We start from the raw sequence: 18,769 nt of genomic DNA on the forward strand, positions 1-18,769 counted from the left end.
AAAAGAGGACTTTAAGATGATTTTACATTTTTTTTTGATACGGTCAACTAGAAAGAATGACATATTACCTCTCAAAAATGACGAAATAGGGGCAAAAAAGTCTAAAAACATACAAAAAAACACTCTATTAAGAGTGTTTAAAAAGTCTATTTTACAAAATCAGGAGCAATCCCAATTATAGACGACATTCTCGAAATTTTTTCGTTTGAGGTCTTCTGGTTTGATAAAAAAGTTGGCGATTCCGCAATCTCCCCACAACAGATCTACTTCATCATCTGAGTCGATTTGTAATAACAGAACGGTATGTTCCTGGTCTTCGTAGGTACGCGGGTCCTCTTGTGTAAAGCCTGGATATCCGCCCAATTTGTGACCAAAGCCACTCTCTGTCTCATAAAATTCATCCAGCAGGGCATCAGCTTCATTTCCATCAATGCCTTTTACATCTTCGAATAGGTCCCAGCTTCGCTTACCTGTGACTTTTTCAAAGCGAAAATCTCCTACACTGACCGTTTCGCTTGCCAGTTCACCTGTAATTGCGCCTTCCTTCGTCACAGGAAAATAAAAGTCGTCTGGAATTTTCACAAAAGAAAAATCAGTCAACAACTCTTCTTCGGCCAAGAAAGGTTCCTCAATAAATTTGATCCGAAAATCTTTTTGCTCTGTTTTATGGTCAATATTCATCCCATAAAGATCATCATGCACAGAAATAAAGACTTGCAAAAGTCCTGTTTCTGGATAATCCTTCAGCTTCGGCAGCTGGCCAAAATTTATTTGTGCCAATAGCTTCATAGGGTGTCCTTCACCATCAACTGGATATTCGTCGTTTTTTGGGAAGTAAGGATCGCCTGCAATTTTGCTGTCGTATGGTCCTGTTTTTCCTTGTTTCATCTGTAATTGAATCATTGGCTGTTCAGTTTGATCTAACATTGTACGGTAAGGTGCTATTATTTCTTGCAGCTTCGCTGATTGTGTCACGATGGTCTTCCTCCTTATGAATAGGTCTACTGACCAGACTAGTATCTCTTTTTCTATCATACAGAAGTGTACCCTGCCTGTCAGCGATAAATCGGTCATTATCCGAACAACTTGCCCACCTTAAAACGTAAAAAAACCTCCGATTCATCTGGAGGTTTTGGTCGGTATTTTTTATTTCACTTGATAGTTCACTAAGTCTTCTGCCAGTGATTTCATCGTTTCATTTGTTTCATGAAGACCTTCAATAATTTTTGTGAACGTGCCTACAAGCTCTGCTTGATGCTCAGAGGAAGCGACAATTTGTGCTATTTCTTCTTCCATTCCTTTAATCGATCCCTGCACATCTTTTAGCGCTGTTTCAATATCCGTCGTCGCTTGTTTGGCGTGAGTTGACAGCTTTCTCACTTCCGTTGCGACCACTCCGAAGCCTGCTCCTGCTTCACCTACTCTTGCAGCTTCAATTGATGCGTTGAGTCCAAGTAAGTTCGTTTGATCAGAGATACCTTTGATGAGATTTGACACTTGATTGATTTTAGAGGAATTTTCTACAGTGGTTTTCGTGTTTTGTAGAATTTGTTCACTTGTCGCTTGTAGTTCCTCTGAATGTGCGGCAACTTGCTGTACCATTGCGACTAGTTTTTCGGAAGCTTGGTTGCTCTCCGTCATGATGTGATCTAATCGTTGTTGATTGGTCTGGTCATAGGCCACGCAGAAAGCAGCGACTACTTGACCCGTCTCATCTTTAATTGGAACGGCTACAATATCCATTGGAATCCCGTATACCTCTTTCGGAATTTGGATAAACGATGGCTCTCTCCCATTTTTCAACATAGAAAAGTTTTCGAACCCTGGAGCTACTATGTCCCCAGCTTTAAACCCTAAGTCAATGTTCCCATGTTGCTGATAATAAAGAACCTTCTCTTTCCCTAAAACAGAAAAGGTTAGTTGCTCTCTCATAGCTAGTCCAATGATTGGTAAAGCGTCTATTATGTTATCAATTCTCTGTGACATTCGCTCACGTTCATCCTCTCTTTTTCTCAGTACATCCTCTTTATCGGTTCGTTATAAGGTCTATTACAGCCTGTAATGTGCACTAATATCAATCAAATGACCTAAGACATATAAAAAGCCCACATTCTATCAAGAGAATGTGGGTATTTTTAAAAAAAGGACATGCACATCAAGACACTGATACCGATGAGCAAAAGATACATATAGTCGATCCACGAAGTGCTGATGACATGATAATACGTCCGCTCCCTCGCCCCCGTGAAACCTCGTGCTTCCATCGCAATCGCTAAGCGCTCTGATTTTCGTACGCCCTGCGTAAAAAGAGGAAGTGCATAACGCATAAAGGCTTTCCAGCTGTTTTTTTGCTTATAGCCTCTGATTTTATGTGCTGCCTTCATTTGCTTTAATTCACTTTGAAATAACGGGATAAACCGGAAGCCGGCAAGCATCCCATATGCCCATTTTGGGGACATTCGGCATTGATGTATTAAGCTCATCATAAAGGCCGTCAAATCTGTTGTGGACGTAAAAAGGAGACCGAATGTCACAAAGCCAAGCATTCTGAAAGAAATGGTAAGGCCATTTTTCAAACTCTCCTCTGTGATATGAAACCATGCCCACTTCCAAACAGTATGATCCCCCTTGCCAAAGGCCGCCATCATCCAAAATACGAGAATAAAAAAGAGCAGATAAGGGACAAGTCTTGTGAAAAGATACTTCATATTCCATCCGCCTAAGACAAGTCCAATACCAAGTGCAAACAGCCAGATGATGAAGGTTGTTTTAGGGTCAGATATCGCCATGAGACAACACATCGCAAGCAGATGAGCGAGTAATTTGATGACTGGATTCACAGTGGAAAGAAAGGAGTGATTACTTTGCAATCGTCAGCACGTCCTTTCTTTCAGCCACATAGCGATAATGCAAAGGGGCTCTCAGCTGATAAGCATCGACAAGTTCCTGATTTGAAAATAAATCATAAGGCGTGCCATCATACACATGCTTTCCTTGGTGAAAAAGAAGCACTTGATCGGCACACTTATCGAGGAGGTCCATATCATGTGTGACCATCAAAATGGTGGTGCCTTGGCATTGACGCTCTTTCAAACGCCTCATTAATTCCTTCGCCGTTCTTTCATCCTGCCCGAAAGTCGGTTCGTCTAACAATAGTACATCCTGATCAAAAAGGAGCATTGTGGCCACACTCAATCTTCTTTTTTGACCTAAGCTTAAGGTGAAAGGATGCGCTTTTGCATGCTTCTCTAAACCGAACTCTTCCAATAGCTGAACTGTTTTTTCTTGCACAACGGATTCTGGCCAATTTCGCTGTCTTCCACCAAATGCGATTTCATCGTAGACTGTATCTTGTATGAATTGAAGCTCCGGATTTTGAAACACAAAGCCTGCTTTTTCATATAGTCGTCGGTCAGACCACTTTTTGAGGGGTGTCTCTTTTAAGAAAATGCTGCCTTTTTTCGTTGGCTCTAAACGGACTAAATGTTTGAGACATGTGCTTTTCCCGCTTCCATTTTCCCCAATTATCGCCACCCAATCCCCTGCTTTGATATCCAGCTGAAGGTCACTCATAATCCTTTTTTTCCCGTAGCTTAATTGAAGATCTTCTGTGCGAATGATGGTCTCTCGCTCAGTCGACGGCACTTTTTTACGCTGCTCTTTTCTTGCTTCAAAGGTTTGCATAAGCGTTTGACTCATTGGATGAAATGGGTCTTGAATAATTGCGGACCATTTCTCGGGAAATAATTTCGGCCGCCAAATCCCTGCCTCTTTCATTTCTTCTTCATATGTCGCGAGCACATCTTTTGGAGGCCCCTCTGCTAAAATGCTGCCTTGATCGTCTAATAAAATCACCCGGTCCATCCATTCGATGACACCATCTAGCACATGCTCTACAAAAATCATGGTTTGTCGCTGCTCACCTGCAAGCTGCTGTAGCAGCTGGAAAACCTCCATTCTGCCTGCTGGGTCAAGCTGTGCGGTCGGTTCATCAAAGAACAGCACATCTGGCTCTAACGCTAGTAAACAAGCAAGTGCCAATCGCTGCTTCATGCCGCCAGATAATGTATGAATGTCTGTATCCGGATCGACATCGAGTTGGACTTTTTGCATGAGCTGCTGAATGATGTCATCCATCTCTTCACGAGGGACGGAACGGTTCTCTAAGCTAAAGGCAATTTCTTCATTGACGCGGTGCATACAAAACTGGGAATCAGGATCTTGAAACATGACGCCTGTATGTCTTTGCAATCTCACTTCGCCCTGCATGTCAGCTTCCATATGTTCTGGAATAATCCCAGCCAGAACTGAAATGAGTGTGGATTTACCGCTTCCGCTTGGTCCTAAAATAAGCACCTTTTCTCCTTTTTGAATGGAAAGAGAGATTTGATGCAAAACAGGCTGAGGCTGTTCATAAAAACGGACAGTGAGATTATTGCACGCGAGAAATGAATCCATGCTGTTCACCTTTGTTTCGTTTTTCTTTCATGATGGCATATTGATTCAGTACACCGGTTTTGGATAATGCGTCCACCACAACTTTCGCTAAGCATCCGCCCAGTATCATCCCGCTGATGATTTGAGTCATCAGTGTGATGAGTAAAACTTGAGGCGTGTAATAACCAAAGCCATTTGCAACGAGGCTATATGCCATTGCTCCAACAGCTGCAAAGGCACCTGACAGCATCAGTGTCCACATGCGATATCGTTTATAACCAAAAAGAGCAAAGGCGATTTCTGCCCCAAGCCCTTGGCATACACCAATCAGCAGGGCTGAAAGACCAAAGTGGCTGCCTGTCAGTAATTCCACAGCGGCAGCGGCTGTTTCTGCAATCAGGGCAGCTCCCGGCTTTTGGATGATATACGCGACGATTGGACTGGCAATCACCCAAATGCCAAACATGATGTTGCCTCCTGCTGGGCCAACAAGTGCTGTAATTGGTAAGTAAAGTGTGGACCATCCTAAATAGATGACACCGCACGCAACGGATAAAATGACAGCAAGGACGACTTCTTTCATCTTCCATGTCATGATGAATGCACCTGCAATGGAACTGGCCACTCTTCCACCGTAAACGCCATTTCCCAAAACTTGTACTCAAGATGACAGCTTAAGATAAAGTGCTGTTTCATTTTTTCCTTTTCCTTCTCACTTGCTCCTTCCGCCAGCTGATCGAGCCGCTTGCAAAGCTCCACTGTAATAGAGTCGGTTAACCCTCCATAAAACGTGATCCACTCATAAAACGGATGTGACGGGTCAGGCTGCACGTCTGAGAGCATTCGTTTTCCAATTTCCCAATATGTCCAAGGACATGGAAGCAGGACAGCAATGATTTCCCCAAGCGTGCCTTCCTGGGCGACTTGCAGCATGTGATGAATATAGTGATGAGCACTCGGAGCCAATGAAGCTCCTTGGAGCTCATCATACGATACACCTGCCACTCGGCAAAGATTTTGATGAGGGTGCGTCTCACTATCTAGTACAAACGCAATCTGTTGATGGAAAAAGGCAATATCTTCTTTGTCTGTACATCTGCTTAGAGCCGCTGCATAAATTTTAATAAATGCATGTAAGTATTCTGCATCTTGTTTGACGTAATGAATGATCTGTTCCTTTTCCAGCTTTCCTGCTGCCAGGCCTCTGACAAACGGATGCTGATAAATGGCTTCAAATAATGGTTCTGTTTCTTTTCTTAATTGCGCTGAAAATGTCATAAAAAAGCCTCCTCTTCTTCAGTTGAATAAATGAAAAAGCCACCCCAAATGGAGCGGCCTTCTTATCGATTCAATCATGAATAAGACAAGGTCCAGCTCCACTTCCCTCCGCTAGTACGAACTAGATCAGGTTCAAAGGGTCCAAGATTTCCTCTTGTCTCAGTCATACATGACTCCCCTAGTGGACTTATATCATTTAATTATCTTTACTCTACACATGTGGTGATTTTATGTCAACCGCCTTTCTTAATTCAATGTTTTGATCGTTGGCAGCTTCTCGATCCCTGCGGCATAGTAAAAATTAAGGACACTGAAGAAATCAATTGGCTTTCCTGTTTTCAAATCAACAGCTAAAATATGATCACCGTAATTTGTCATATCATCAATATCTAAATACCTTGGCGTTTTCTTGCCAAGTGTATCTACAAAGGTATCGTGGTAATATTGACCGCTTGCATATGAAGATTGATGGTACATAAACAATGTCTCCACATCTAAGTAGACGAGAATGGCCTCTGAGGAGCTTGCATAAGGCGCTGAGTACGACACTGGAGCGGAAATGCTTTTCACTTTTACACTTGAAATTGAGTGGGTTCTTTGTTCGTATTTACCATCATAAGAGAAATAAAATACACGCTCCCATTCATAATCTGCTGTCTTCGATTGCTTGTTGTATACTTTTGCGCCATTTGCAAATACATCCCCATTTGCATACGCAGCTACAAAGTATTGTAAGGTTGACGATAGGGATACAGCCCCTGTGAAATTGGGCGGGTTTTTTGCATTCACCTGTAACGTGTAAGAGTCTCCGAAATCTCCACCGCTTGTGATACCGAATGCGTAGTCACCTGCTGGTAAGTTGGTCAAACCAAGGAGACTGCCTGCGGGCTGAATCAGGTCTGTCGGGTACGCTTGTCCTGTTTCATAATCAACAACAAATAATTGAACGAAATAATCGGGATTTGAAGAGGTAATCCGGCTGATGAGTGCCTGAGGTGAAGATGTGCTTAAAAACCATAAATCAACTGGGTCGTCCTCTGATAAGACAACAGATTGGTTGATTGCTAGTCCATCAATGGAGCGAATGGCAGATGTACGCATCTTGCCATCTTTAGCGGCTTTTCGTTTGATACTGATTCCATTTTTCTTATCTACTTTAAAAGATTTTTTCAGTTGCTTCTGTTGGATAGCGGTTCCTTCATCCTGCTTCAAAAACGACTCTTGCACTTGCTGAATAGCTTTTTCCGTCAGTGGTGACAATTTCCCATCTGATTTCGGTGCTTCTTCTGCTTTTAATGCTGGTGAAAATAAACCTGTTGTGACAAGTAAAATAGACAATAAAGCTGCAGTGATTTTCACATAAAATGCTCTCACAGGAACATCCCCTTTTTCCTTAATTGGGTTTTTTGCCCTGTTAATATTTTACCATTATTCTATTCATTGTTTTGGTCTTTTTTAGGACATCTTTATGACAAAAAAACCAGCCGCATATATTACGACTGGTTTTTGATCATTTTATGAAATGGTTTTAACAAACAGGCGTGCTGTTTCTGCGCTGGAACCTGGGTTTTGTCCAGTAATGATTTGCCCGTCAACTACAGCGAATGGTGCAAAGGCATCTCCTTTTTCAAACGCTGCCCCTTGCTCACGAAGTTTTGTTTCCAATAAAAATGGAACCTTTGATGTCAGCTGAACAGCTTCCTCTTCTTCGTTTGTGAAGCCTGTGATTTTTTTGCCTTCGATAAAAGATTTGCCATTTTGATCCTTCACATCAACGAATGCTGAAACGCCGTGACAAACAGCTCCGACTGCACCATTTTTGTCTGAAATGGCTAAGATTGCATCGGCTACCAGTTGATTAGATGCAAAGTCGATCATTGGGCCGTGTCCTCCCGCAAAGAAGATGCCATCATAATCAGCTGGGTTCACATCTGTAAGCGCCTTTGTGTCTTGAAGTAATTCATATACATCTTCATATTGCGCTGGTACACCTTCTGGAATGGAATTTTTATCAATAGGGACAGTGCCTCCTTGAATAGAGACAATTTGGACATCTAGTTCATTTTCTTTAAAAATATGAAATGGCTCTGCCAATTCTTCTAGCCATAAGCCTGTTGGATGTCCGTTCATTTCCGAACTGCTTGTCGATACTAATAACACTTTCTTACTCATCTTGATCATCCTTTCGATATATCATATGGTTATTTTATATTTTGCGCAATTAAACATCAAGCAATTAAACTTCAATGCAGCTCTTTATGGTATACCCGATTTTCTAAAAAATATGGCATGACATCAAATCTAATCAATATGTCACATTCTATTGGTAGGGCATTTCATGTAAAATTGTCATTGAGTGATATCATATGAGGTAAGATGGATAGACCTCTCGGATGTGAGGGGACTTTAAAAGGAGTGGAAAAGAGATGAAAACCTATTCGATTGTGATGATCATCATCACGCTCTGTATCATATTGGCCGTCTTTTTGATGAACCTAACAGGGGTCATGTATGGAAAAATTATTTTGGCTGTTGCCGTTGCTCTTTGTCTGACATCCATTATTCGTCTGATGGGTCTTCGAAAAAGATAAAAGCCGCCCTCACTAGGGCGGCTTTATTTATGGTTAAATTGCCAGGATAAGCGCAATTAATGCAAGCAGCGCTGGTACTCCTTGCTTGATGATGATTGATTTATTAGAGGTCACACCACCAAATACCGCAGCGATGATCACACAAAGAATGAAAAATAGCTGAATCATATATCCAACAGTATTCGATCCGAGAATGAGCCCCCAAATGAGTCCTGCAGCTAAAAACCCGTTATAAAGCCCCTGATTGGCAAACATCACTTTTACATTTGGATCCTTTTGCAAGTGTTCTGGCAGCTTAAAGGATCTCTTTGCCATCTTTGATTCCATAAAAAACATTTCTAATAACATAATGACAATGTGTTCTAATGCGACAATTCCTACTAATATCATTGCTAAAATATTCAATTTAGTTAATTCCTTTCTGATAGACGATCACGAATCTCTATTTTATCCGTGTATAAATCAAAGTCTTGTATTAATTCAAGCGCTTCAGTAAACCGGCTTTGTGGAATGTCTTTCATTTTTCTCACACCGAATTCCTTTTTAATAAAAGCCATGATGGTATTGATATGAAGCTTACCGTGACCATCATACTCCAAATGGCTGCAAAAAGTCTGCATCGTCCCTCTAATCACCTTCAATTGCTTAGCAGTGACACAACTCATTGGTAACGCTCATCCTTTCCTTTGTTTTAACAGCTAAAAAAGAACCATGTATGAAAGAAAAACCTTCCAGTCTCTATTATATAATGATTTCATTCGGATATCAAAATAAAAAAGAACAGACATTCGACCAAAAAGCCGCCCTTTTCATCAAAAACATTTTATTACCATATCAAAAAGCCGGATTCAATGGTAGAATCCGGCTTTCTGTTTAGTTACTTTTAGAAATTAATACCTTTCCAACAGAACGATCCTTACTTTGTCCAACGACTTTAAAGGATAGACCGTATGTTGGTACATCACGCCCTGCATCTGGATTATTTGGATTCACATAATTCTTTTTATCACTAAATGTACGAGTCGGACGAATATAGCGATCTACCAACGTTAAGCCTGTTGTCGCTGTATAATCAATATTCAGCTTCGTACTTGGATTCAAAGAAAATGCTGCATCATGTACTTGGAAGCCTGTGGCAGCAATGGAGCCGTCACTCCACTTCAATACTTGCTGATCAGCATCTACTACCCCAAGGAAACCGTTCCCTGGGTGATTTCCTACCCAGTTATCACTATAGGATTGATCGACATACCACACGACCAAACCGTTATTATAGCTCATGAGGCTTGCCCCACGTTTGATATGCTTTAAGCCTTTATCAACGTCAGCATAAGAGCGCCACTCTAACAAATAATATTGGGGTGCATATTGTTTTCCATTAGATTTTGAGAATCCGTTAAAGGTGAAAGTAGACGTGCCCTCGGCATCATCTGACCACACTTTCGTCCCATCTGCTGTGATGTTTAAATCATCTACAAATAACCCTGGCAGTGAATAGCCTGCATCGGTTGTATAGCGGAATTGCAGGTCGATTTTCTTCCCTGCATAAGCAGAAAGATCAAAGGCTGCATCTACCCATCCGTCCGATTTTCCGTCAATTCCATTGCCTTCGTTCGCACCTGCTTCATTTCGATCATTCGTGATGTTACCAGCAATGGTCTTCCACTGATCAGTTCCTGTTTCACGTACTTCTACATACGCATAATCATAATCTTCTTCGATATCGTACCATGCTTTAAATGTAAGCTTTGCTTTGCTCCCCTTCGACAAATCGATACCTGTTGTTGTCATGGTCGCATTCAAATTGTCACCCGTTCCGCTGAAGTACGAATATTGTCCTTGAGCAGGTTTTGTGACCACAATCTCTTTATCTGGTAAATCCACTCGAACCGCATCATGATTCGTTCCTTTTGTTGCTGCTTCATCAATCAGCACTGTTTTGCTTTTCTTTAATGTTTTACCATCAATGGTTTGTCCAGTAAGCCAGTTACCACCATGCAAGTTTTGAAGCATTTCTTTCGCATATGGACTAAAGCCTGTTGGTTCCGTTCCAGGGACTTTACCTGCCCAGCTTCCGCTTGACATGATCGACCAGTATGAAACAGGCTCGCCTCCGCCTGTGTACTGTGTATCGTACTCATCAGGAAGACCAAGATCATGTCCAAATTCATGTGTGAACACGCCTGCCGCGCCATCTTCAGGCTCGATAGTGTAATCTAACGCACCTAATTTTCCGCCTTGCCCGACTTCAGATTCAGTGTTTGGAATTTCAAATACATCACCAAGTGACCAGCGGTGCGACCAAATCGCATTAGAGCCAAGTTGTCCGCCGCCAGCTTCTTCACCTACGCCAGCATGAACGACCATCAGATGGTCAATGATGCCGTCTGGTTCGTTATAAACGCCGTCTCCATCCATATCATAGCGGTCCCATTGATCATATTCACCGAGATCAATGTTCGGGTCTTTTGCTGCTGCTTCGAGTACTTCTTTCACCAATTCACGCGGTTTGCCGTCACTGCCTGATTCGTCTGGTACGTTTCCACCGTAATAGGCTGCTTCATGCTTAGCTGTATACCATCCTGCAACTGTTCCACTGATTGTGTAACTACCGCCGGACTGCTTTTCATAATATTGCTTCATGGATACTTTGCGTTTACCATCTGGACCGATGTAGCCATTTTTTCCGAAAAGCATATCTTGATAGTGCTGTTGATTGTACTTGTCATAGTACATATCAGTCTCTTCTTTTTTAATACTATTATGCTTATAATCTTTAAAATCTACTAATAAAACCAATACCTTATCATTGCGAACATCGCCTTTATACTTTTCCTTTTTGACCGGTTTTACATGATTCCCTTCTTTTCCTTTATGCTTCTTTAACTTTTTCTTTTTGGCTAATTTGTTATGTACCTCTTGTTTGTATTCTTTCAGAAATTCAGGCTCTTCTGTTAAGGTGCTTGCACTTTGTTTCATGGCAGATTCTTCTTTTTTCTTTAGATATTTCTTTAATGCTTTTTGGGTTTCTGCCTCATTGGCATTTTTTTTGATCTTTCCTTGTTTTTTCAAGGCTTTGATGAGACGGTCTTCATTCACGACACTTGCGTCAAATGGAATACCTGAATAATGACCGCCATCTGAGGATGTTGATTTCTCTGTGGTGTGGGCAGATAGAGGGGTGCTGAAAGCTGCCAATGTGCCTAAACTGAGGACAGCTGTTAGTGCAATGCTCGTCCATTTCCCTTTTTTCATATTAGTTCCTCCCTAATTTGGTAATAAATAATATCTCATTCTAGCATATTCCAATATACTTAAGTCGAAAAACATTTTATTTTCAGAAACTTTGTGGAAAATGCACAATACGGGATTGAAATGGGTGGAACAAGGTGTCGAAAATAAAAGAACCCTAGACGATAACCGCCTAGGGTGTTTGTTGTTTTACTATGAAAGCTGCTGGCCTTGAAATGCAACAACGTCAAGTGGAGCGGCTAAGAATTCTTTTGCCTTCGCTACGAAAGCTTGGAAATGTGCACTTGCATTATGGCTCTGAACCGCAGCGTCATCTTTCCACACTTCTACCATTAAAAAGGTATTTTCCTTTTCTGTATCCTTGAACAGCTTGTAGGATACATTGCCTTCTTCAGCTTGTGAAGCTTTCATTAATGCATTGATTTCTTCTAGAAATACGTTTTCTTTTTCTGGATGAATGGTCATCCCTGCATGAATAATAATCATATGATCGTCTCCTTTTGAAAAGATATTATTTCCACTCTGTAATGCGTTCAATCGGTAAGCGGTAAGATGCATAACCTTCGTCAGCAGCTTTCCCAATTGATAACAGCATCACTGGTACATAACGTTCTTTATCCCAGCCAAATGTTTCAGCGATGACTTCTTTATCAAATCCGCCAATTGGATTTGTATCATAGCCGTGTGCACGTGCTGCAAGCATAAGCTGCATAGACACAATTCCACCGTCAATTAAGATTGTTTCGCGATTGTCTTGCTCTGGAAGAACCTCAAAGTGTGCAGTTAGTGCAGCAATTTGTCTTTCTTTCACTTCTTGCGGCATGTAGCCATGCTCTACTGCTTTTGAATAAATTTCATCTAAGTATTCATTGCTTTTCATATCTGCAAATACTGCAATGACAGCTGCTGATGTTGACACTTGAGTTTGGTTGAATTTTGCAAGTGGTGCAAGCTTTTCTTTTCCTTCTGGGCTGTCAATGACCATAAAGCGCCAAGGCTGTGCATTCACTGATGATGGTGCCGTTGTTGCTTCTTCTAAAATCTCTGCCATTTCTTCTTTGCTGATTTTCACAGCTGGGTCATAGTTACGAATAGAGCGGCGCCCTTTCATAACTTCCATAAAATCGTTTGTTTTTAATGTTGTAGCCATGTTGAAACACTCCTTTAGGTTGTTTGAATCTTTTCGATGTTTTGTTGTATTCGCATGAGCACATCAGTGAGAAGCTTTCGTTCTTCGTCACTTACGTTTTCAAGCATTTCTGAGATAAATCGTTCTTTTTCTTTTTTAGAAGCTTCGATTCTCTTTCTGCCTTCTTCTGTCAGACGAACAAGTGTGACTCGATTATCTTCTGGCTTTCTTCTGCGCGTAACCATTCCTTTTGTTTCTAACTGTTTTAAGTGACGCGTCACAGCCGCACTATCAATATTTACTTTTTTCTGCAAATCTGACTGGCTGATTTCGTCTGCTTGGAATAACAGTGATAGCAACTCTAGTCTTGATTGGCTGATGCCCGTGCATGCTTCGAACTTCACACCCATCATACGGTTCACGCACTGCAAACGGTATAATACCTCTGCTTCTTCAGAGCAAAATGCAGTCAATGCCATCCCCTCTTTTCTATTCAGATCAATTAGTTGATATATCAATCATTGACTCGTCAACTAATATACACCCATTATTTGATGATTGCAAGAGGTTTGTTTCATAAAGTGAAATTTTTTATCTCAATAGAAAAAGAAATGAACAAAAAAAGGACAAAAGCGACGAAGCACTTTTGTCCTTTTTCCTTTATTCTGTGATCACAGTGTGAATGAGAGTTGGTGCATCAGCATGATCTGCGATGCGGATGTTGTCATAAATTTTTTCCATGACATTCGCAACATCTTCACGATTTGCATGAAGTGTCACGAGTGAATCTCCTTTTTCAACACGATCGCCTACTTTTTTGTTCAGCATGATGCCGACAGATAGGTCGATCTCGTCCTCTTTTGTTGCACGTCCTGCTCCAAGAATCATCGCTGCAACACCGATTTCGTCTGCGACGATTTCAGCAACCACACCTGATTCTTTTGCAGGAACGTCGATTTGGTAAGGGGCTTGCGGCAGTTTTTCCGGCTGATCCACAATCGAGCCGTCTCCACCTTGATTTTCTAAGAATTCCTTGAATTTCTCAAGTGCTTTGCCGTTTTTCATGACTTCAATTAGCTTTTCTCTTGCTTCATCAAGTGTCTCTGCTTTTTTCGCAAGAACAACCATTTGACTTCCTAATGTGAGCACAAGCTCGTTTAAGTCTTCAGGGCCTTCGCCTCTAAGCGTGTCAATCGCTTCTTTCACTTCAAGGGAATTTCCAATCGCTAATCCTAGCGGCTGAGACATATCAGAGATGACAGCCATCGTTTGTCTGCCTACGTTGTTTCCAATGCGAACCATTGCTTTTGCAAGCTTCTCAGAGTCTTCAGGTGTTTTCATGAAAGCACCTGCGCCCGTTTTCACATCTAGTACGATTGCATCTGCACCAGCAGCAATCTTCTTACTCATAATAGAGCTTGCAATAAGCGGGATGGAGTTAACGGTTCCTGTCACATCACGAAGGGCATAAAGCTTTTTATCCGCTGGTGTCAGGTTGCCTGATTGACCAATGACCGCTACTTTATGACGGTTTACAAGCTCGATGAATTCGTCTTTTGTAATTTCTACGTGGAAGCCTTTTACCGCTTCAAGCTTGTCCACTGTACCGCCTGTATGTCCAAGGCCGCGGCCAGACATTTTCGCAACAGGTACATCAAGTGCAGCCACAAGAGGAGCAAGTACAAGCGTTGTTGTATCGCCTACACCGCCTGTTGAGTGCTTGTCTACTTTAATACCCTCAATGGCAGACAGGTCAATCGTGTCTCCTGAGTTCGCCATAGCGAGCGTTAAGTCTGCACGTTCTTGATCCGTCATATCTTGGAAGAAAATCGCCATAGCCAAGGCACTTGCTTGGTAGTCGGGAATTGTTCCGTCTGTATATTCTTTGACAAAGAAAGAAATTTCCTCTGAAGATAATTCTTTTCCGTCACGTTTTTTCGCAATGATATCTACCATTCTCATTGTTTTCACCATTCCTTTTTTTAAATTAGTAAATCAAACCGACAACGCCTGCTGTTAAGAAGCTGACAAGTGTTGCACCGAATAACAGCTTTAATCCAAAGCGTGCGACAACGTTCCCTTGTTTTTCGTTTAAGCCTTTGACTGCTCCAGCAATGATACCGATAGAAGAGAAGTTCGCAAATGACACAAGGAATACAGAAATGATCGCTTCTGTACGAGCACTGAAATGCACACTATCTCCATTTAGAGCAAGCATTGCCACAAATTCGTTAGATACCATTTTCGTTGCCATAATGCTTCCTGCTTGTACGGCTTCGCTCCAAGGTACACCGATAAGGAAAGCAAATGGAGCAAACACATATCCAAGTACATCTTGGAAAGAAACACCGATGACAGCTGTAAAGATTCCATTAATCATCGCAATTAATGCAACGAATCCAATCAACATCGCAGCGACAACAATCGCTACTTTGAAACCATCCATAATATATTCGCCAAGCATTTCAAAGAAGGATTGCTTTTCTTCTTCAACGACTTCGAGCATGTCTTCGTCCTTAGCTACTTCATATGGATTGATAATAGACGCGATAATAAATCCACCAAATAGGTTCAGCACAAGTGCTGTGACCACGTACTCTGGTTTAATCATTTGCATGTACGCACCGACAATAGACATCGATACTGTCGACATCGCAGATGCACATAATGTATAAAGACGCTGCTGAGGTAACAATCCAAGCTGCTTCTTAATAGAAATAAACACTTCTGATTGTCCTAAAATCGCAGACGCTACTGCGTTGTAAGATTCTAGTTTCCCCATACCGTTTACTTTGCTAAGCAAATAACCGATTCCGCGTACGATAAGCGGAAGGATACGCCAATGCTGCAAAATACCGATCAATGCCGAAATAAAGACGATCGGCAGTAAGACGTTGATGAAGAAAGTTGACGCATTATCATTCATTAACCCGCCAAATACGAAGTTGATTCCTTCGCCGGCATAGCCTAGAAGCATTTGGAATCCTTTTGCAAAGCCGCCGACTAGGAAGTTTCCAACACCTGTATTGAGCAGAATATAACCTAAAATAAATTGCAGTACAATCATGACAAATACTGGACGGAATTTTACTCGTTTTTTCCCGTTACTAGCCAGCCATGCAATGGCGAGAATCACCAGCAAACCGATGATACCAATCAAGTATTTCATGTTTTTCCTCCTCGAATGAATTCGTTTACATTAATGCGCTTGTATGGAACAAACCCTATTTAGTAAACAAAGTGCGGAAGAAATTCCCAGAAGTGAGATCCTTCCGCATATGACTTTTTCATCATTTATGAGTCACGAATGTTATCCTACCATAGGATCGTATGAATTAATAGTCTTTCGAAGGAGCTGATTGGTCCCCTTTGATAATAGAAACGCCTGCACTCGCACCAATGCGGGTAGCGCCTGCAGCTGTCATCGCTTCAACGTCCTCTTTTGTTCTCACGCCGCCTGATGCTTTCACACCAATGTCAGGTCCAACTGTTTTACGCATTAATGCGATATCCTCAGCTGTTGCACCGCCTGTACTAAATCCAGTCGATGTTTTCACAAAATCAGCGCCAGCTTTTACTGAAAGCTCACAAGCTTTGACTTTTTCTTCATCTGTTAATAAACAAGTTTCAATGATGACTTTCACTAAGGCTTTGCCTTTTGCTGCGTCTACAACTGCACGAATATCTTGTTCAACTGCATCATATTCGCCGTCTTTCAATGCCGCGATATTGATGACCATGTCCACTTCAGTTGCACCGTTTTCAATTGCATCATTTGTTTCGAATGCTTTCACTGCTGTTGTGTTTGCACCTAACGGGAAACCGATGACTGTACATACATCAACGCCTGTTCCTGCTAGTTCCTTCGCTGCAAGAGATACCCAAGTTGGATTCACACAAACGGATGCAAATTGATGAGTTTTTGCTTCTTCAAGTAACTGCATAATGGCAGCTCTAGATGTATCTGGTTTTAGTGCTGTATGATCAATGAGCTTTGCTATCGTCATGCTTACACTTCCTTTTAATTATGATACTTTCATCATATATGACCGATGAACATTTGTAAACATAGTTATGAAATTTTGTTCATCTATTTTGTGACATTTAAAAGAGCCTTTGCTGTATGCTGATCAATAATCAATACGTTCGCATATTTTCCTCTTAGTGCCCCGTGGATAGATGCAACCTTGCGATGTCCGCCAGCGACAAGAATGGAGCGTTCTTTTGTCCTTAAATCATCAAGCTCCACACCAATAGTGCGGTTGTTAATCGCTTCACTGCAAATGCGCCCTTCCTGATCATAAAAGCGCGAACAGATGTCTCCGACGCTGGATGCTTTGAGCAGCGCTTTTTCTTCTTCACGGAAATAACCAAGTCTAAACAAAAGTGCTTCATCTCTTACCGTTCCAACAGTAAACACAGCAATATTCGCCTGTTTCCCCATTTCAATGATGCGCTGAATATGTCTGTCCTGCTCAACCATCTCCTTGACGGCAGCACTATCAAATACAACAGGAAGCGGTAAATAGCGCGGTGCTGTTTGAAAGGCCTCAGCAAACAGCTGGATGGTTTCCGCAGAATATGTATTCACATGGGAGTGGCTGATCCCACCCTTCAGCTGGACAACCTCCACACCTTTGACCTGTTTAGGTTGCATCTTTTGGGCAATTTGATACATGGTGGTTCCCCAGCTCACACCAACGATATCACCGTCTTTCACTGTGTCTTGCAAGTACTCGGCACCAAATTGGCTCAAGTATTCGGTAATCGTTGGATAATCATCTTTGGGCGAAAACACCACATGAGCTTCGAGCAGGTCATATTTTTCCTTGAGCAATGAAGATAGCTCATTTAAGTCTTCAAATGGGTCCATTACCGTTATCTGGACGTACCCCTTCTCCTTCGCATATTGAAGCAGCCGAGACACAGTTGGTCTCGACAGGTCGAGTTGTTTGGCAATTTCCTGCTGGCTGTAATCCGATAAATAATAAAGCCTTGCCGCTTCAATACTCAGTTGTTGTTTCTCCCGATCCATTCGTACGCCTCCTTTTTTCTTCTATCATAACAAAATGTTCATCTTATCATGCACAAATGTTCATTTGAAGAAAATCGTATAGGCGGCTTGGAAGGTTTCATTCTTCTCTAAAGTTTGAATACCGAACTTTTCCTTGTACTGCCCATTCGCCCCTTCAACATCGGCAATACCGTACCAAGGCTCAATACATACAAATGGAGCCATTGTGCCTTTTTCTTTATTATAAGGTGACCAAATACCAACAAACGGAAAACCAGTGAGATCAACCTCAACCCCGTGACCTGCCTGAGAAATCAATGACACTCGATTGATATGACTATAGATCATCGCATCATGCTGAAAAAGCTCTGGTCGAAGCTGAATCGGTTCAAGTTGAATGCCTTTTTCTTTCTCCCTGACAAGTGAATTTTTTAGTTCATATTGGACAGGAAGATACTCAGTGGAAGGGGTCAATGTCAGGTAGTAATCTGCTGTGCGCTCACCTTCAACAAGCGGGACATGAAATGCGGGGTGCCCTCCAATGGAGAAATACATCGTGTCATCTCCGTCATGATCAATTTCCCAGGAAATCGTCAGACCATTTTCCGACAGCTCGTATCGAATACGGGCTGTAAATTCATAAGGATACTGCTCGATGTGGCGGCCTTTTGATTCATATTGAAAGGTCACCGTATGTTTCGTTTCTTCATATAAATCAAAATCAACATCCCGCAAGAATCCATGCTGCGCAAGCTCATAGGTTTGATCACCTATCTTGTATTGGTCATTCTTTAATCGTCCGACAATTGGAAATAAGACTGGCGACACCCTGCCCCAATAAGCAGGATCGCCAGACCACATATAGTGACGTCCACTTTCCTTGTGAAGCACCTCTCTGACCTCAGCACCTCTCTCATTGACCTGAATCAATAACTGATCATTTTCAATCGTTCTCATTCCACACATCCCCTTTCCTTCTTCTTTTATTATGACAGGGATTTTGGTTTTGAGTATAAAAATAAGGCAGCCTTCCAGGCCATCAATTCTTTCTTTATATAAAAATTTTAA

The 18,769-nt window shown here is 41.8% G+C and carries 20 protein-coding genes and 1 riboswitch; of the genes, 1 reads left to right on the plus strand and 19 read right to left on the minus strand.

Features of this window, described 5'->3' with window-relative positions; genetic code table 11:
- Nucleotides 1-159: 159 nt before the first annotated feature.
- The 8 genes from C6Y02_RS03865 to C6Y02_RS03900 form a co-directional block, all read right to left on the minus strand.
- A complete protein-coding gene (locus tag C6Y02_RS03865) occupies nucleotides 160-975 on the minus strand; it encodes a YwqG family protein (RefSeq protein ID WP_106030685.1) in 816 nt (271 codons plus the stop codon).
- A 171-nt stretch (nucleotides 976-1,146) separates the two neighbouring features.
- A complete protein-coding gene (locus C6Y02_RS03870) occupies nucleotides 1,147-1,986 on the minus strand; it encodes a methyl-accepting chemotaxis protein (RefSeq protein ID WP_034660484.1) in 840 nt (279 codons plus the stop codon).
- Between the two features lie 149 nt (nucleotides 1,987-2,135).
- A complete protein-coding gene (locus C6Y02_RS03875; RefSeq protein WP_034660485.1) occupies nucleotides 2,136-2,870 on the minus strand; it encodes an energy-coupling factor transporter transmembrane component T family protein in 735 nt (244 codons plus the stop codon).
- Complete coding sequence (locus tag C6Y02_RS03880; RefSeq protein ID WP_106030686.1) at nucleotides 2,860-4,458, minus strand: ABC transporter ATP-binding protein; 1,599 nt, start codon at nucleotides 4,456-4,458, stop codon at nucleotides 2,860-2,862. The genes C6Y02_RS03875 and C6Y02_RS03880 overlap by 11 nt, the downstream gene beginning before the upstream one ends.
- Nucleotides 4,433-5,032: an ECF transporter S component gene (locus C6Y02_RS03885; RefSeq protein ID WP_034660488.1), complete on the minus strand. Its 600-nt coding sequence runs from the start codon at nucleotides 5,030-5,032 to the stop codon at nucleotides 4,433-4,435. The genes C6Y02_RS03880 and C6Y02_RS03885 overlap by 26 nt, the downstream gene beginning before the upstream one ends.
- On the minus strand, nucleotides 5,029-5,715 hold the full coding sequence (gene tenA / locus C6Y02_RS03890) for a thiaminase II (RefSeq protein WP_106030687.1): 687 nt from the start codon (nucleotides 5,713-5,715) through the stop codon (nucleotides 5,029-5,031). Before tenA ends, C6Y02_RS03885 begins: the two co-directional genes overlap by 4 nt.
- An 86-nt stretch (nucleotides 5,716-5,801) precedes the next feature.
- Nucleotides 5,802-5,905, minus strand: a riboswitch (TPP riboswitch).
- Between the two features lie 56 nt (nucleotides 5,906-5,961).
- On the minus strand, nucleotides 5,962-7,089 hold the full coding sequence (locus C6Y02_RS03895; RefSeq protein WP_106030688.1) for a hypothetical protein: 1,128 nt from the start codon (nucleotides 7,087-7,089) through the stop codon (nucleotides 5,962-5,964).
- 141 nt (nucleotides 7,090-7,230) lie between these two features.
- Complete coding sequence (locus tag C6Y02_RS03900; protein WP_034660493.1) at nucleotides 7,231-7,887, minus strand: type 1 glutamine amidotransferase domain-containing protein; 657 nt, start codon at nucleotides 7,885-7,887, stop codon at nucleotides 7,231-7,233.
- Nucleotides 7,888-8,141: 254 nt separating this feature from the next.
- On the opposite strand from C6Y02_RS03900, the gene C6Y02_RS19270 reads away from it, so the two are divergent.
- Nucleotides 8,142-8,306: a hypothetical protein gene (locus C6Y02_RS19270; protein ID WP_003214630.1), complete on the plus strand. Its 165-nt coding sequence runs from the start codon at nucleotides 8,142-8,144 to the stop codon at nucleotides 8,304-8,306.
- A 33-nt stretch (nucleotides 8,307-8,339) separates the two neighbouring features.
- Here the strand turns inward: C6Y02_RS19270 and C6Y02_RS03905 are convergent, their stop codons facing one another.
- From C6Y02_RS03905 to C6Y02_RS03960, 11 genes are all read right to left on the minus strand, one after another.
- On the minus strand, nucleotides 8,340-8,711 hold the full coding sequence (locus C6Y02_RS03905) for a DUF1304 domain-containing protein (RefSeq protein ID WP_034660494.1): 372 nt from the start codon (nucleotides 8,709-8,711) through the stop codon (nucleotides 8,340-8,342).
- 5 nt (nucleotides 8,712-8,716) lie between these two features.
- Nucleotides 8,717-8,971 (minus strand): ORF6C domain-containing protein, encoded by a 255-nt coding sequence (locus C6Y02_RS03910; RefSeq protein ID WP_012011773.1) that lies wholly within the window; start codon nucleotides 8,969-8,971, stop codon nucleotides 8,717-8,719.
- 208 nt (nucleotides 8,972-9,179) lie between these two features.
- On the minus strand, nucleotides 9,180-11,561 hold the full coding sequence (locus C6Y02_RS03920; RefSeq protein ID WP_106030689.1) for an immune inhibitor A domain-containing protein: 2,382 nt from the start codon (nucleotides 11,559-11,561) through the stop codon (nucleotides 9,180-9,182).
- 189 nt (nucleotides 11,562-11,750) lie between these two features.
- Nucleotides 11,751-12,044, minus strand: a complete 294-nt coding sequence (locus C6Y02_RS03925) for a putative quinol monooxygenase (RefSeq protein WP_060597613.1) — start codon at nucleotides 12,042-12,044, stop codon at nucleotides 11,751-11,753.
- 25 nt (nucleotides 12,045-12,069) lie between these two features.
- Nucleotides 12,070-12,708: a nitroreductase family protein gene (locus C6Y02_RS03930; RefSeq protein ID WP_106030690.1), complete on the minus strand. Its 639-nt coding sequence runs from the start codon at nucleotides 12,706-12,708 to the stop codon at nucleotides 12,070-12,072.
- A 14-nt stretch (nucleotides 12,709-12,722) separates the two neighbouring features.
- Complete coding sequence (locus C6Y02_RS03935) at nucleotides 12,723-13,166, minus strand: MarR family transcriptional regulator (RefSeq protein ID WP_081311465.1); 444 nt, start codon at nucleotides 13,164-13,166, stop codon at nucleotides 12,723-12,725.
- A gap of 181 nt (nucleotides 13,167-13,347) precedes the next feature.
- On the minus strand, nucleotides 13,348-14,649 hold the full coding sequence (locus C6Y02_RS03940) for a pyrimidine-nucleoside phosphorylase (protein ID WP_066031527.1): 1,302 nt from the start codon (nucleotides 14,647-14,649) through the stop codon (nucleotides 13,348-13,350).
- Between the two features lie 25 nt (nucleotides 14,650-14,674).
- Entirely contained in the window at nucleotides 14,675-15,856 is a 1,182-nt protein-coding gene (locus C6Y02_RS03945; RefSeq protein WP_060597614.1) for a NupC/NupG family nucleoside CNT transporter, read from the minus strand.
- 166 nt (nucleotides 15,857-16,022) lie between these two features.
- Nucleotides 16,023-16,694 (minus strand): deoxyribose-phosphate aldolase, encoded by a 672-nt coding sequence (deoC, locus tag C6Y02_RS03950; protein WP_060597615.1) that lies wholly within the window; start codon nucleotides 16,692-16,694, stop codon nucleotides 16,023-16,025.
- Nucleotides 16,695-16,777: 83 nt separating this feature from the next.
- Nucleotides 16,778-17,722, minus strand: coding sequence for a DNA-binding transcriptional repressor DeoR (gene deoR, locus C6Y02_RS03955; RefSeq protein ID WP_034660503.1), 945 nt, complete (start codon nucleotides 17,720-17,722; stop codon nucleotides 16,778-16,780).
- Between the two features lie 60 nt (nucleotides 17,723-17,782).
- Nucleotides 17,783-18,658 (minus strand): aldose 1-epimerase family protein, encoded by an 876-nt coding sequence (locus tag C6Y02_RS03960; RefSeq protein WP_060597616.1) that lies wholly within the window; start codon nucleotides 18,656-18,658, stop codon nucleotides 17,783-17,785.
- Nucleotides 18,659-18,769: the final 111 nt, after the last annotated feature.

Origin of the sequence: Bacillus sp. NMCC4, from assembly GCF_002998555.1 — a bacterium.
Taxonomy (GTDB): domain Bacteria; phylum Bacillota; class Bacilli; order Bacillales; family Bacillaceae; genus Bacillus.